Genomic DNA, 14,040 nt, shown 5'->3' with positions numbered 1-14,040 from the left:
TCACCGCACTTTTTTAATGCGGTGATTTTTATCGGACTAAATATCTCGCCTTATCGCCATTTATTGTTCATTATAAATTTCAAGATTAGATGCTTGTTTTTCACGTTTTTTCTTTGCACTATCGTTCCGTTGACTTGCGATTTTCTCTAAATATTCTGGCGTGATGTCGCCTGTAATATATTCGCCTGTGAACACTGAACAATCAAATCCTTGAATAGCTGGATTTTCTAACTGAACAGATTCAGTAAGTGCGGTCAGATCTTGGAAAATTAGTTTATCTACGCCAATCAAATGCGCAATTTCATCAACATTTCGACCGTAAGCGATCAGTTCATCGCGGCTCGGCATATCAATACCATATACATTCGGATAACGAATTTCTGGGGCAGCAGAGGCAAAGTAAATTTTCTTCGCGCCAGCTGAGCGAGTCATTTCAACAATTTGCTCAGAGGTTGTACCGCGAACGATAGAATCGTCCACCAATAAGACGTTTTTATCTTTAAATTCAGCTTTGATGGTATTCAATTTGCGACAAACAGAACTAATACGCTGTGCTTGTCCTGGCATAATAAACGTACGACCAACATAGCGATTTTTCACAAATCCTTGGCGATAAGGTTTCCCTAGTACACGAGCTATTTGTAACGCAATATCTGTGGAGGTTTCAGGAACGGGAATCACCACATCAATATTATCAATTTCATCCGCCCATTCTTTTGCAATTTTTTGTCCAAGTTTTTCACCCATGTGAACACGCGCAGCATAAACAGAGACGCCATCAATCGTTGAATCTGGGCGTGCAAAATAAACATACTCAAAAATACAAGGATTTAACACCGCACTTTCGGCGCATTGCTGCGAATAAAGCTCGCCATCAAACGTCACATAAACAGCTTCACCCGGGGCAATATCACGAACAAAGTCAAAACCCACAATATCTAAGGCTACTGTTTCAGACGCAAACATATAATCGGTTTTTCCATTTTCTTCGCGTTTACCCAACACCAAAGGACGAATACCAAAAGGATCACGAAACGCAACCATGCCATGCCCAATAATCATCGCTAAACAAGCATAAGCACCACGAACATCGTTATGAGTTTTACGAACGGCATAGAAAATATCTTGTGGGTCAAGGTGAGCTTGAGAAATATGATCGAGATGGTTAGCGAGAATATTAAGAAGAAGTTCGGAATCTGAATTCGTGTTTACATGGCGGCGAGCTGTTTTAAAGACTTTTTCTTTTAACTCCACTGAGTTGGTTAAATTGCCGTTATGCACCAAAGTGACACCATAGGGAGAATTCACATAAAAAGGCTGCGCCTCTGAGACGCTAGAACTCCCCGCTGTAGGATAGCGAACATGCCCTAATCCAGCATTTCCTTGCAACCGTAGCATATGCTCTTGACGGAACACATCACTCACTAAACCATTAGCTTTACGTAAGCGGAAACGATTTTCATCGTCAAGCGTCACAATGCCCGCAGCATCTTGCCCACGATGTTGCAAAAGAGTTAATGCTGCATAAATAGATTCATTAACCGGACTTTGGCTAACAATACCGACAATACCACACATTTTGTGTTCCTTATTGATTAAGCGTTGAATTTAAAAAACTTGAACTCGCCTGAAGTTGTTGAAAGAACCATTCAATAATAAAACCAAAGTGCGGTATTAATTGAGATTCTTTCCACCAATCAGTTTGTTCAAAATTGGTGAAGGTATCCATGAAAAATAATAACGCAGCCACAATCAGTGCACCGCGCACTAAGCCAAAAGCCGCACCTAACACACGATCGGTGCCACTTAAACCCGTCTTATCTACTAATTGACTAATCACATAATTTACTATGGCGCCCACGATTAAAGTCAGTACAAATAAAATCCCAATTGCCGTTCCATTACGAATATACATTGATTCAATTTGCGTAAGATAAGCGGCAAGATAAGGATAGAACTGGCTTGCTACTATAAATGCCACAACCCAGCTACCGAGTGAAAGCACTTCGCGCACAAAACCGCGTAATAAACTGACAAGAATGGAAAAAGCGATAATGCCAATAATAATGTAATCGATCATTAAAAAATCTCTCAATGAAAAACGGCCGTTTAAAACGACCGAGGTATTCTACAAAAATAAAGCCAAAAAGAAAACGTTTGCGTAAACTAAATTTCCTGCCAAAAAGCTCGTTCAAATTTGCTTTGAGCTTTCTTTAAGACTTCTGCTAAATGTTGGTATGTCGGTTGCTCTTGCACAAAAGGCAAGGGTTCATGTCGTTGTTTTAAGCGTTCGCAAATATCATAAAACCATACCGCACTTTGATTTTCTAACGGCGTATTGGCACGCTTACCAAGCCAATAAAGACCTTGAAAAGGAATAAGCAAGGCAAAAAGTGCGGTCAAAATTGCAATAGAAAATGCCATCAAATCATTTTTTGCATAAATCTGTTGCCACACCACTGCAAATACAGCAACAAAAGGCATGAATTTTTGTGCAAAATTCGTAGCTTTCATAATGCGGTTTTCTGGGAAAATAATGCCTAACTTAGCCTCCTGTGGCCAAGTATTAAGATAAATTTGTCCCTGTTTTAAAATGGAAAAAAATGCCATAAAAACACCTTTAAAAAACAACCGCACTTATCATACCCCAGTTTGCCTGAAATTGTCACCTTACTGAAAAAGTTTAATTTTTCAAAAAGTTCCATAAATCCTTGTCTTTTTATGCTGAGATGAATTTATTTTGTTTGTCAAAAGGTGTATCCTATGCCAGATTTTTTCAGTCCATCTACAAGGTGGATTTCCATTAACTTTAATCAAATATAGGGTTCCCATGTCAAAACTTGTTCTTATCCTTAACTGTGGTAGTTCTTCACTAAAATTTGCAATTCTTGATCCTGCAACAGGTGAAGAAAAATTATCCGGCTTAGCGGAAGCATTTTTCTTACCAGAAGCGCGTATCAAATGGAAACTCAATGGTGAGAAAGGTAACGCAGATTTAGGCGCAGGCGCAGCGCATACTGAAGCGCTTAACTTTATCGCGTCTAATATCATGACAGATGAGCTTAAGAACTCTATCGCGGCAATTGGTCACCGTATCGTGCATGGTGGCGAAAAATACACCCAATCTGTTATCGTCACTGATGAAGTCGTTAAAGGTATTGAAGATGCTGCACAATTTGCGCCACTTCACAATCCAGCGCACTTAATCGGTATTCGCGAAGCATTCAACGCATTCCCGCACTTAAAAGATAAAAACGTGGTAGTTTTTGATACGGCATTCCACCAAACCATGCCTGAAGAAGCATTTCTTTATGCCCTTCCATACTCTTTATATAAAGAACATGGTGTTCGTCGCTACGGTGCACACGGTACTAGCCACTACTTCGTTTCTCGTGAAGTCGCTGAATATATAGGTAAACCAGCAGACCAAGTCAATGCTATTATTTGTCACTTAGGTAATGGTGGTTCTGTTTCTGTTGTGCGTAACGGTAAATGTATCGATACATCAATGGGCTTAACTCCGTTAGAAGGTTTAGTCATGGGCACTCGTTGTGGTGATATCGACCCTGCAATCGTATTCTACCTATACAAAACTTTAGGTATGTCTATGGAACAAATCGAAGAGACTTTAGTGAAAAAATCTGGTCTTTTAGGTTTAACTGAAGTAACGAGCGACTGCCGTTATGCTGAAGATAACTACGATGACGCATCTAAACCAGAAGCAAAACGCGCTTTAGATGTATACAGCTATCGTTTAGCGAAATATATCGGTGCTTATATGGCTGTATTAGGTGATGATCACTTAGATGCGATTGCTTTCACTGGTGGTATTGGTGAGAACTCAGCACACGTTCGTGAATTAGCATTAAATCACTTGAAATTATTTGGTATTAAAGTGGATAACGAACGCAATCTAGCGGCACGCTTCGGTAAAGATGGTGTAATCACCACTGATGATTCCGCATTTAAAGCGATTGTTCTTCCAACTAACGAAGAATTAGTTATCGCACAAGATACCGCAAAACTTTGTTTCTAATTTAACAACAAGCTGCCGAATTTTTCGGCAGTTTTTATTTATAACATATACACATTAAGGTTTAACTATGTCTCGCACGATTATCCTTATCCCTGTAAGCACAGGCGTGGGTTTAACTAGCATTAGTCTGGGATTAATCCATTCTCTTGAACAAAAAGGCGCAAAAATTGGTTTTATGAAACCGGTTTCTCAACCAAGCACAGGTGAAGATAAACTGGATCGCACAACCTCTATCATTCGCACCAGCACTCCCCTTGAAACGTCTGAACCGTTTATGTTAAGCGTTGCGGAATCATTGATTGGGCAAAATCAGTCTGATGTGTTGTTAGAAAAAATTGTGGCAAATCACCAACAATTAACTAAAAACAACGATATCGTTGTGGTTGAAGGCTTAATTCCAACAAGAAAACATGGTTATGCAAATAGCATCAACTATGAAATTGCACAAGCATTAGATGCTGAAATCGTATTAGTTGCAGCACCTGCAACTGAAACCCCAACCGAATTAAAAGATCGTGTAGAAGCTGCAGCCTCTCTATTTGGTGGGAAAAACAATCCGAATCTTTTAGGTGTGGTTGTAAATAAATTTAATGCACCCGTTGATGAATCTGGCCGTACACGCCCTGATCTTGCTGAAATCTTTGATTCATTCCAACATAGCCATGCATGTGAAGCAGAAGTGAGCAAATTATTTGCAAATAGCTCAATCAAATTATTAGCTTGCGTGCCTTGGTCTGCAGATTTAATCGCAACACGTGCTATCGATTTAGTGAAATACTTAGGTGCATCAATTATCACTGAAGGAGATATTAACCGTCGTATCCGTGGTATCACTTTCTGCGCAAGAAGTTTACCAAATATGGTTGAGCATTTCCGTGCAGGCAGCTTATTAGTTGCTTCAGCAGATCGTCCAGATGTGCTTGTGGCAGCCGCTCTCGCAGCGTCAAATGGTATTGAAATCGGCGGTCTCTTATTAACTGGTGGTTACAAAATTGATGCTCAAATCAATAAACTTTGCCAACCGGCTTTTGAAAAAGCAAAATTGCCAATCTTCCGTATTGAAGGTAATACTTGGCAAACAGCATTAAATTTACAAAACTTCAATCTTGAAGTGCCTGTTGATGATAAAGAGCGTATTGAAAACATCAAACAATACACAAGCCAGCACTTTAATGCTGACTTTATCAATAACTTAGTTGCGGATTCTACTCGTTTACGTCGTTTATCCCCACCAGCATTCCGTTTCCAATTAACTGAACTTGCTCGTGCTGCGAAAAAACGCATTGTTCTTCCTGAAGGTGATGAACCTCGTACAATCAAAGCAGCCGTACTTTGTGCAGAACGTGGCATTGCGGAATGTGTGCTTTTAGCAGATCCGTCATCAGTTCAACGTGTAGCTGAAGCACAAGGTGTTAAACTAGGTAAAGGCATTACAATCATTAACCCAGCAGACGTTCGTGAAAACTATGTTGCTCGTTTAGTTGAATTACGTAAAGCAAAAGGTATGACAGAAACTGCGGCTCGTGAACAATTGGAAGATACCGTAGTGCTTGGAACCATGATGTTAGAAGCAAATGAAGTGGATGGTTTAGTATCTGGTGCAGTTCACACGACTGCAAACACCATTCGCCCACCAATGCAAATCATCAAAACTGCACCGGGTAGTTCAATTGTTTCTTCTATCTTCTTTATGTTATTACCAGATCAAGTGCTTGTTTATGGTGACTGTGCGGTAAACCCAGATCCAACTGCAGAACAACTTGCTGAAATCGCAATTCAATCTGCGGATTCTGCGAAAGCATTTGGTATTGATCCAAAAGTCGCGATGATTTCTTACTCAACGGGTACATCTGGTAGTGGTGCTGATGTAGAAAAAGTGAAAGAAGCAACCCGTATTGCGAAAGAAAAACGCCCTGATTTATTAATCGATGGCCCATTACAATACGATGCGGCTGTGATGGAAGATGTGGCTCGCTCTAAAGCACCAAATTCACCAGTGGCAGGTAAAGCAACAGTATTCGTATTCCCTGACTTGAACACTGGTAACACTACTTACAAAGCAGTACAACGTTCTGCAGATTTAGTGTCTATTGGCCCAATGCTTCAAGGTATGCGCAAACCAGTGAACGATTTATCTCGTGGTGCCTTAGTTGATGATATTGTGTACACAATTGCCTTAACCGCAATTCAAGCGACACAATAGTTCAAGTAAAAACATAAAAGAAAATACCGTACTTTGCCACTGGCAGTAGAAGTGCGGTATTTTTTTATAACGTTTTTTACAAATCAACCAAAATTAAAATTGCGGCCTCACCGCCCCATTCTCTTGGCGCTTGATGTAATGCCCGCACTTTAGGATGTTGTACTAGCCAACGTGGAATTTGTTTTTTCAATGTAAAGGTGCCATAGCCCGTCATAATACTGGCACAATCAACATGCTCATTTTCACAAGCCAGTAAAAGTGCGGCTAATTCTTGTTTAGCTTGTTCACGGGTTAAACCGTGTAAATCTAAAAACAATTCTGGCGAAAAATCCCCACGACGAAGTTGTTTTAATAAATGGGAATCTTCTCCGTCACGTAAATATTTCACAACACCATCATGCTCATTCAGTAACGGCTCATATTCATCAGAAAAATAGAACAATGTATCTTCTTTCGCTCGTAATTCTTTCAATTCTATTTTTTTCTGATCACGTTTTTGGCGAGGAGCAACAAAAATATCTTGTTTCATTGGCTTAATACCTTTGGTTTCCGCACGGAATAAATCAAATTCGTCTTGCATTTTTTCTCATTAATTTCAAATTTTGCGTATCATATCATAGTTCTACATTCTCATCTGTGGTATAACTACGCCAAATTTTCATACCGAATTTTATGCTAACTTTTCTACTCACTTTTATGGAGAAATGCGATGGAAACTTCACATAACCAAGAATTAGTTGCAACTATCTTGGAAGATAATGTTGCAAACGAACTGCAAACCATCCAAGATTTTCTGCGTTGGACGTATAGCATTCTCAATCGTTCTGATATTTACTTCGGGCAAGGGCACGATAATCCTTGGGATGAAAGCCTGCAACTCGTTTTAAGTGGCTTACATTTACCCATTGATTTACCTACCGAATTATTTAACAGTCGATTAACCCCATCTGAAAAAGAAACCTTAGTTCAACTTGTATTAACCCGAATCGAACAACGCGTACCGGTGGCATATTTAACAAATAGTGCTTGGTTCTGTGGTCACGAATTTTATGTCGATGAACGAACTATTATTCCACGTTCTCCAATTAGTGCGTTAATTCAAGATCGCTTTGAAGATTTAATTTCACAAGAGCCGAATCATATTCTCGATCTATGCACAGGCAGCGGCTGTATTGCCATTGCTTGTGCTTATGCTTTCCCTAATGCGGAAGTAGATGCGGTAGATTTATCAGTTGATGCACTTAATGTCGCGGAGATCAATATTTCACACCATCAATTAGAGCATCGCGTATTCCCGATTCAATCAAACTTATTTGAAAATATTTTAGGACAAAAATACGATCTTATCGTGACCAATCCACCTTATGTAGACGAAGAAGATCTCGCCGATATGCCAGAAGAATTCCATTTTGAACCAGAATTAGCCTTAGGTTCTGGCCATGATGGCTTAAACATTACCAAACAAATTTTGAAACAAGCGCCAGATTACTTAACCGAAAATGGCGTGTTGGTGTGTGAAGTGGGCAATAGCATGGTGAGCTTAATTGAGCAATATCCAGATGTACCATTTGAATGGGTAGAACTTAAAAATGGCGGACTAGGTGTATTTGCTATTCAGCGTAAAGATTTAGTGAAATATCACGATCTGTTTTAATCTTTCAAGTGCGGTAAAATTTTAATATCAATTTCAACCGCACTTATAAAATTCATGGCGCGCGTTATTCAACGCGTGCTTTTCTTTTTTATCATTTGACTCTATGAATTTACAAAAACTTTTACTGACTCGGCGTTTCTTTTCCACCCTTGCCTTTTTTTCTGTGCAAACGGTATTTCTGATTTATCTACAAAGTAAAGGATTGAGCAACAGCGAAATTGCCTTTTCCTTATCACTACTCTTTTTCTCAAACCAAGCCCTTTCCATTCTTGCTGGTATTTGGGGCGATCGTTATGGTTTAGCCAAAATGATGTTACTCGGCTGTTTTTTAGATGTGATAGCTTATATTTTCTTTCTCGCGGCAGATAATTATTTATTACTTCTTATTGCGACCACTTGTTTTGGTTTAGGTAGTTGCTTATTTGGAACCAATGCTAAAGCCTGCTTACTTGTGTTGGCTGGAGATGAATACAAAGAAAAAACTCGCTTGCAAGGAAAATACCTAAAAGTGACCTCCATGTCATCCATGTTTGCACCGCTTTTAGTCATCCCATTTATTAAATACGAACATATCGACTTGCTCATTTGGGTCTGCTTTTCAATGGAGGCCGTATTATTCGCCTTAATGGTGAAGCCTTTCTATCAAATTCAAACCTTACAAACGTTGGTAAAATTTCGCTTTACACAAATTAAAGAAATTATTACAAAAGAATTTCTCATGGTGCATTTAATGCTCTTTTTACCTCTTGCTATTGCGAGCTCTTTCTTTGTTATTTTCCCATTTTTATTTAACAATAAACTTGGCATGCTAGAACATTCTCCGATAGCATTATTTGGCAATGGCTTACTCACTGTGCTATTACAAAGCTATTTTTCCCGAAAAATTAATTTAACGATCAAACAAGCAGCATGGGTTGCCCCTCTATTAGTTATTGGGATTATCGTGCCTTGGTTTATCACCTTACGTTATCTTTCCGTATTTTCCGCCTATGCTTATCTAGTCATTTTTACCGTCATTGAAGTATATGCCCTCACGGCGATGGCAAACTTATTAGTGAAATTTGATAATGGCACCAATCGTGGCTTTATTTTTGGTGCATCAAGATTATTACTTTCTATCGCAACCGTCGGTGTGATGAACCTTGTTCCAGTTCTATTTTTAGTATAAAAAAATGCGGTTGAAATTCTCATTAAATTTCAACCGCACTTCATTTATCCTTGTTATTTTGTTTCCAATTCAATGCCTTCAAATAATTTCTTCACTGAATTGTTATCACGCAAACGCTCGGCTTTTTCTACGACACTACGAGTTAAGTGCGGTGAAAAATATTCCATGAAATCGTACATATAATTACGTAAGAACGTGCTATGTTTAAATGCAATATTCGTCATACTAGGGCGGAACAAATGACTTGCATCAATCGCCACAAGATCTGTATCTGATGGCGTATGAGCCATAGATGCCATAATGCCCACCCCTAAGCCTAAACGTACATAAGTCTTAATGATATCAGCATCAGTAGCCGTAAAGACTATATTCGGCAAAATTCCTGCGCTATTAAATGCATAATCTAAATCAGAAACACCTGTAAAACCAAAAGTGTAGGTTACAAGTGGATATTTACCTAATTCCTCAATCGTCAGTTCTTTCACTTTGGCAAGCGGATGTTCTGGCGTAACAATCACAGCTCGATTCCACCAATAGCATGGAATCTGAACCAAATCATCAAATAAATAAGGCGCTTCGGTAGTAATCGCCAAATCCACCTCTCCCGACATTAATGCATCATGAATTTGTGTTGGCGAACCTTGGTGAATATGCAAACTCACATCAGGATATTTTTTAGAAAAACGTTCAATCACGCTTGGCAGCATATAACGCGCCTGAGTATTTGTCGTTGCAATACGTAATACACCGTGATTTGGTTGAGTATATTCATCGGCAACGGCACGGATACCTTGCGCTTTAACAAGTAACTCGCGTGCAATCGAAATAATCTTTTTCCCTGCTGGCGTAATTGATTTTATATGCTTGCCATGACGCTCAAAAATTTCTAGACCTAATTCATCTTCCAGCAACCGCACTTGCTTACTAATTCCTGGCTGTGATGTATAAAGCGCATTAGCCGCTTCAGTTACATTTAAATTATGGTTAGCAATTTCAACAATATAGCGAAGTTGCTGCATTTTCATAAAAAAAGTCCTTATTTTTTATAACGTTTGCTCAGTTCAGAATAACGTTTTACCGCTTTACGAATTTGTCCTGATTTTGGACGACGACGTGGCTGGGTGACATCTAATTTAGTTTCGGTTTCAGCCGGTAATCCCACAAGTTCACGCAAGTAATTGACATTTTCAAGATCCATTTCTTCCCAGCCACCACGAGGTAAACCTTTCATCAGTTTGATATTTCCGTAACGAATACGAATCAAGCGGCTGACTTGAATCCCTTGTGATTCCCACAAACGGCGCACCTCACGGTTACGTCCTTCCATCAAGGTTACGTCATACCATTGGTTAATACCCACACCACCTGTAAATTTAATTTCTTTAAAGTTAGCAGGACCATCTTCAAGCTGAACACCTTTACGTAAACGCGCTAACATTGCATCATCCACTTGACCAAATACACGCACAGAATATTCACGTTCCACTTCACGGCTTGGGTGCATTAGGCGATTTGCCAGCTCACCATCAGTGGTAAAAAGCAATAAACCTGATGTATTAATATCTAAACGCCCCACCGCAATCCAACGAGAGCCTGTTAAACGCGGCAAACGATCAAACACTGTCGCGCGCCCTTCTGGGTCGCTACGCGTACAAAGTTCACCTTCAGGTTTGTAATACATTAACACGCGGCAAATTTCTTTTTGTGCGTGGCTAAGATTAATGATTTGGCCATCAATACGCACTTTCACGCCAGAATGTACGTCAATACGATCGCCTAAAGTCGCAATTTTACCCTCTACGCTCACTCGGCCTGCGGCAATCATCGTTTCAATTTCACGACGAGAGCCTTGCCCCGCACGCGCTAAAACTTTCTGTAATTTTTCGCCCTCTACTTTAGGTTGATTCGAGGCTTTTACAACAGGTTTCGCTTTCGGCTTCGCTAAAAATTTGTTGTCAGAATTAACCGCACTTTTTTTCGTATTTGTCGTTTCTACGCGAGCAGTACGAGATACTGAACGTCTATCATTTTTAGCTGAAAAATCACTTCTCTTTGCTGAATCTTTGGAAAAGTGCGGTTGTCTTTGAGTTTGTTTTTGACTAGGTTTCATTGTTTTCCTTAAATAATGGAAAGGTCGCTTTCACAAGCGTCTATAAGTTAAATAAAAGGAGCAGTACTTCCACTTCCTTCGCGCAAAATCACTGGTGATTCTTCCGTTAAATCCACCACTGTTGTAGGCTCTTGCCCTAAATATCCACCATGAATAATTAAATCGACTTGGTGTTCCAAACGATCTCGAATTTCCTCAGGATCAGATTGCGTAGTATGTTCTTCACCTGGCAACATTAACGAACAAGATAAAATCGGCTCACCTAAGGCTGAAAGTAAATCTAAAGCGATCTTATTATCTGGTACGCGTAAACCTATGGTTTTACGTTTTGATGTCATTAAACGACGCGGTAATTCTTTCGTTGCAGTAAGAATAAAAGTATAACGCCCTGGCGTATTATTTTTAATCAAACGATAGGCGGTATTACTTACCGTTGCATAAGTTGAAAGCTCAGATAAATCACTACACACCAACGTAAAATTATGTCCTTCAGGCAATTTACGAATCGCCACAATGCGATCCATTGCATGTTTATCGCCTATCATACAGCCCAAGGCATATCCCGAATCCGTCGGATACACAATCACACCGCCTTTTTGTAAAATCTCTACGGCTTGATTAATCAAGCGAGCTTGTGGATTTTCAGGGTGGATATAAAAAAATTGGCTCATCTGTTTCTTCCTTAAAAAGTGTGCGCTGATTATAGCAGTTTTGCGCTCACTTTATAATGGCGAGCATATAAAAATAAAGGCGTAGAGAGTCAATCTACGCCTTGTCAAACCAAAGTGCGGTTAATTTTCTAAAATTATTTTAATACCTTTCTCAAGGCTGCACCAATTTCAGCGAGACTTTTTACACAGGTCACTCCTGCGGACTCAAGCGCTGCAATTTTTTCTGCGGCAGTACCTTTCCCACCACTAATAATGGCACCTGCATGCCCCATCCGTTTGCCTTTTGGCGCAGTAATCCCAGCAATATAAGCTACCACTGGTTTAGTGACCTTATCTTTAATGAAGGTTGCCGCTTCTTCCTCTGCGGAACCGCCGATCTCGCCAATCATCACAATGGCTTCTGTTTCGGGATCTTGTTGAAATCTTTCAAGAATATCAATAAAACTAGAACCTGGAATAGGATCGCCACCGATACCCACACAAGTAGATTGCCCAAAGCCTTCATCTGTAGTTTGTTTTACCGCTTCATACGTTAACGTACCAGAACGAGAAACAATCCCCACTTTGCCTTTTTTATGTATGTGAGCAGGCATAATGCCGATTTTACATTCATCAGGCGTAATCACTCCTGGGCAATTTGGTCCAATCATCACAACGCCTGTTTCATTTAATTTTTGTTTCACCTTAAGCATATCCAATGTAGGGATGCCCTCAGTAATGCAGACAATTAACTTAATCCCTGCATCAATAGCTTCAATTATGGCATCTTTACAAAATGGTGCTGGCACATAAATGACTGTCGCTGTTGCCCCCGTATTTTCGACAGCTTCACGAACCGTATTAAATACAGGCAAACCAAGATGGGTAGTTCCACCTTTATTTGGTGATACGCCACCGACTAATTGCGTTCCGTAGGCTAATGCTTGTTCAGAATGAAAAGTCCCTTGTCCACCAGTAAAACCTTGGCAAATCACTTTGGTATTTTTATCAATTAAAATCGCCATTAGTGTTCTCCTTTTGCTGCATTCACGGCTAATTCTGCGGCTTGTTGTAAACTGTGTGCGGTAAGAATATTAACGTCGCTTTCCGCTAAAATTTGGCGACCGATTTCAGCATTCGTTCCTTCTAATCGCACAACCACAGGCACTCTCACGCCCACTTCATTTACGGCAGCAATCACGCCTTCAGCAATCAAATCACAACGAACAATGCCACCAAAAATATTCACTAAAATCACCTTCACAGAAGGATCGGTTAAAATGATTTTGAATGCTTCAGCAACCCGCTCTTTCGTTGCACCACCACCAACATCAAGAAAATTCGCAGGCTTCCCACCATAGAGTTTCACAATATCCATCGTTCCCATTGCCAGCCCAGCCCCATTTACCATACAACCAATATCGCCCTCTAAAGCCACATAGTTTAACTGGAATTTTTCAGCTTCTGCTTCACGGGCATCATTTTGAGTTAAATCTTGCAGTGCAAAGAGATCTTTATGGCGAAATAAAGCGTTATCATCAACAGATATTTTGGCATCGAGACAAACCAAATTGCCTTGTTTAGTGAGAACAAGTGGATTGACTTCCACTAAAGATAAATCTTTTTCTAGAAACAACCGAGATAATCCCATAAAGATATCAGTAAACTGTTTGTTTTGCGTACCACTTAACCCTAATTTAAACGCTAATTCACGGCCTTGATAAGGCAATCCTCCAAATAAAGGATCAATAGTGACTTTATGGAGTAAGTGCGGTGAATTTTGCGCAACTTCTTCAATATTCATTCCACCAGCAGGAGAAGCAATAAACACCACTTTTTGAGAGGCGCGATCAACAACCGCACTTAAATAAAATTCTTTATCAATATCGCAAGTTTCTTCAAAATAAATCTGGTTTACTGGCTGACCCGATTTATCCGTTTGAAAAGTGACTAAACGTTGCCCTAGCCATTTTTCTGCAAAAGAGCTTGCTTCCTTTACATCGTGCACTAATTTAACGCCACCTGCTTTACCACGCCCACCAGCATGAACTTGGCATTTCGCCGCCCACTTATCGCCTGAAAGTTGAGCCAGTACCAAATCTACTTCATCAATAGATTGACAGACCGCCCCATTTTTTACGGGTAATCCATAATGCTCAAATAGTTGTTTTGCTTGGTATTCGTGTAAATTCATTCGCGACGTCCTTTTTGGTTATGAA

Annotated in this window: 13 protein-coding genes; 4 read left to right on the top strand and 9 right to left on the bottom strand. The window is 39.9% G+C overall.

Going from position 1 to position 14,040, the window contains the following annotated elements; genetic code table 11:
• Window positions 1-60: 60 nt before the first annotated feature.
• The 3 genes from purF to yfbV form a co-directional block, all read right to left on the bottom strand.
• Window positions 61-1,578: an amidophosphoribosyltransferase gene (gene purF, locus DV434_RS05605; protein WP_118811535.1), complete on the bottom strand. Its 1,518-nt coding sequence runs from the start codon at window positions 1,576-1,578 to the stop codon at window positions 61-63.
• A gap of 10 nt (window positions 1,579-1,588) precedes the next feature.
• On the bottom strand, window positions 1,589-2,080 hold the full coding sequence (locus DV434_RS05600; RefSeq protein ID WP_118790621.1) for a CvpA family protein: 492 nt from the start codon (window positions 2,078-2,080) through the stop codon (window positions 1,589-1,591).
• An 86-nt stretch (window positions 2,081-2,166) separates the two neighbouring features.
• Window positions 2,167-2,610 carry a terminus macrodomain insulation protein YfbV gene (yfbV, locus tag DV434_RS05595; protein WP_118811534.1) on the bottom strand — a complete coding sequence of 148 codons (444 nt, stop codon included), beginning with the start codon at window positions 2,608-2,610 and terminating at the stop codon, window positions 2,167-2,169.
• 220 nt (window positions 2,611-2,830) lie between these two features.
• On the opposite strand from yfbV, the gene DV434_RS05590 reads away from it, so the two are divergent.
• Window positions 2,831-4,036 carry an acetate kinase gene (locus DV434_RS05590; RefSeq protein WP_118811533.1) on the top strand — a complete coding sequence of 402 codons (1,206 nt, stop codon included), beginning with the start codon at window positions 2,831-2,833 and terminating at the stop codon, window positions 4,034-4,036.
• A 67-nt stretch (window positions 4,037-4,103) separates the two neighbouring features.
• Window positions 4,104-6,239: a phosphate acetyltransferase gene (pta, locus tag DV434_RS05585; RefSeq protein WP_118811532.1), complete on the top strand. Its 2,136-nt coding sequence runs from the start codon at window positions 4,104-4,106 to the stop codon at window positions 6,237-6,239.
• Between the two features lie 76 nt (window positions 6,240-6,315).
• Here the strand turns inward: pta and smrB are convergent, their stop codons facing one another.
• Window positions 6,316-6,819: an endonuclease SmrB gene (gene smrB / locus DV434_RS05580; protein ID WP_005630706.1), complete on the bottom strand. Its 504-nt coding sequence runs from the start codon at window positions 6,817-6,819 to the stop codon at window positions 6,316-6,318.
• A gap of 129 nt (window positions 6,820-6,948) precedes the next feature.
• On the opposite strand from smrB, the gene prmB reads away from it, so the two are divergent.
• Together prmB and DV434_RS05570 are read left to right on the top strand one after the other, a co-directional pair.
• Window positions 6,949-7,893 carry a 50S ribosomal protein L3 N(5)-glutamine methyltransferase gene (prmB, locus tag DV434_RS05575; protein ID WP_118811531.1) on the top strand — a complete coding sequence of 315 codons (945 nt, stop codon included), beginning with the start codon at window positions 6,949-6,951 and terminating at the stop codon, window positions 7,891-7,893.
• A gap of 103 nt (window positions 7,894-7,996) precedes the next feature.
• Complete coding sequence (locus DV434_RS05570) at window positions 7,997-9,061, top strand: MFS transporter (protein WP_118784859.1); 1,065 nt, start codon at window positions 7,997-7,999, stop codon at window positions 9,059-9,061.
• A gap of 53 nt (window positions 9,062-9,114) precedes the next feature.
• Here DV434_RS05570 and cysB read toward each other — a convergent pair whose 3' ends face one another.
• From cysB to sucC, 5 genes are all read right to left on the bottom strand, one after another.
• On the bottom strand, window positions 9,115-10,086 hold the full coding sequence (gene cysB, locus DV434_RS05565) for an HTH-type transcriptional regulator CysB (protein WP_005626290.1): 972 nt from the start codon (window positions 10,084-10,086) through the stop codon (window positions 9,115-9,117).
• An 11-nt stretch (window positions 10,087-10,097) separates the two neighbouring features.
• Window positions 10,098-11,171, bottom strand: a complete 1,074-nt coding sequence (gene rluB, locus DV434_RS05560; protein WP_118784860.1) for a 23S rRNA pseudouridine(2605) synthase RluB — start codon at window positions 11,169-11,171, stop codon at window positions 10,098-10,100.
• A 47-nt stretch (window positions 11,172-11,218) separates the two neighbouring features.
• Window positions 11,219-11,842: an L-threonylcarbamoyladenylate synthase gene (locus tag DV434_RS05555; RefSeq protein WP_118784861.1), complete on the bottom strand. Its 624-nt coding sequence runs from the start codon at window positions 11,840-11,842 to the stop codon at window positions 11,219-11,221.
• Between the two features lie 134 nt (window positions 11,843-11,976).
• A complete protein-coding gene (gene sucD, locus DV434_RS05550) occupies window positions 11,977-12,846 on the bottom strand; it encodes a succinate--CoA ligase subunit alpha (protein ID WP_118784862.1) in 870 nt (289 codons plus the stop codon).
• The gene (sucC, locus tag DV434_RS05545) at window positions 12,846-14,015 is read right to left on the bottom strand and encodes an ADP-forming succinate--CoA ligase subunit beta (protein ID WP_118784863.1); all 1,170 of its coding nucleotides are present in this window, start codon (window positions 14,013-14,015) and stop codon (window positions 12,846-12,848) included. The genes sucD and sucC overlap by 1 nt, the downstream gene beginning before the upstream one ends.
• Between the last annotated feature and the right edge of the window lie 25 nt (window positions 14,016-14,040).

The organism is Haemophilus haemolyticus (assembly GCF_003493685.1).
Classification (GTDB): Bacteria; Pseudomonadota; Gammaproteobacteria; order Enterobacterales; family Pasteurellaceae; genus Haemophilus; species Haemophilus haemolyticus_O.
Note: the sequence above shows the minus strand (reverse complement) of the source record. Positions and strands in the feature narration are given on the sequence as shown.

Excerpts from the sequence above, each read along its gene's own strand:
- DV434_RS05555 (WP_118784861.1), bottom strand. The coding sequence starts at position 11,842 with ATGAGCCAATTTTTTTATATCCACCCTGAAAATCCACAAGCTCGCTTG.
- sucD (WP_118784862.1), bottom strand. The coding sequence starts at position 12,846 with ATGGCGATTTTAATTGATAAAAATACCAAAGTGATTTGCCAAGGTTTT.
- sucC (WP_118784863.1), bottom strand. The coding sequence starts at position 14,015 with ATGAATTTACACGAATACCAAGCAAAACAACTATTTGAGCATTATGGA.
- prmB (WP_118811531.1), top strand. The coding sequence starts at position 6,949 with ATGGAAACTTCACATAACCAAGAATTAGTTGCAACTATCTTGGAAGAT.
- cysB (WP_005626290.1), bottom strand. The coding sequence starts at position 10,086 with ATGAAAATGCAGCAACTTCGCTATATTGTTGAAATTGCTAACCATAAT.
- pta (WP_118811532.1), top strand. The coding sequence starts at position 4,104 with ATGTCTCGCACGATTATCCTTATCCCTGTAAGCACAGGCGTGGGTTTA.
- DV434_RS05570 (WP_118784859.1), top strand. The coding sequence starts at position 7,997 with ATGAATTTACAAAAACTTTTACTGACTCGGCGTTTCTTTTCCACCCTT.
- smrB (WP_005630706.1), bottom strand. The coding sequence starts at position 6,819 with ATGCAAGACGAATTTGATTTATTCCGTGCGGAAACCAAAGGTATTAAG.
- purF (WP_118811535.1), bottom strand. The coding sequence starts at position 1,578 with ATGTGTGGTATTGTCGGTATTGTTAGCCAAAGTCCGGTTAATGAATCT.
- yfbV (WP_118811534.1), bottom strand. The coding sequence starts at position 2,610 with ATGGCATTTTTTTCCATTTTAAAACAGGGACAAATTTATCTTAATACT.
- rluB (WP_118784860.1), bottom strand. The coding sequence starts at position 11,171 with ATGAAACCTAGTCAAAAACAAACTCAAAGACAACCGCACTTTTCCAAA.
- DV434_RS05590 (WP_118811533.1), top strand. The coding sequence starts at position 2,831 with ATGTCAAAACTTGTTCTTATCCTTAACTGTGGTAGTTCTTCACTAAAA.
- DV434_RS05600 (WP_118790621.1), bottom strand. The coding sequence starts at position 2,080 with ATGATCGATTACATTATTATTGGCATTATCGCTTTTTCCATTCTTGTC.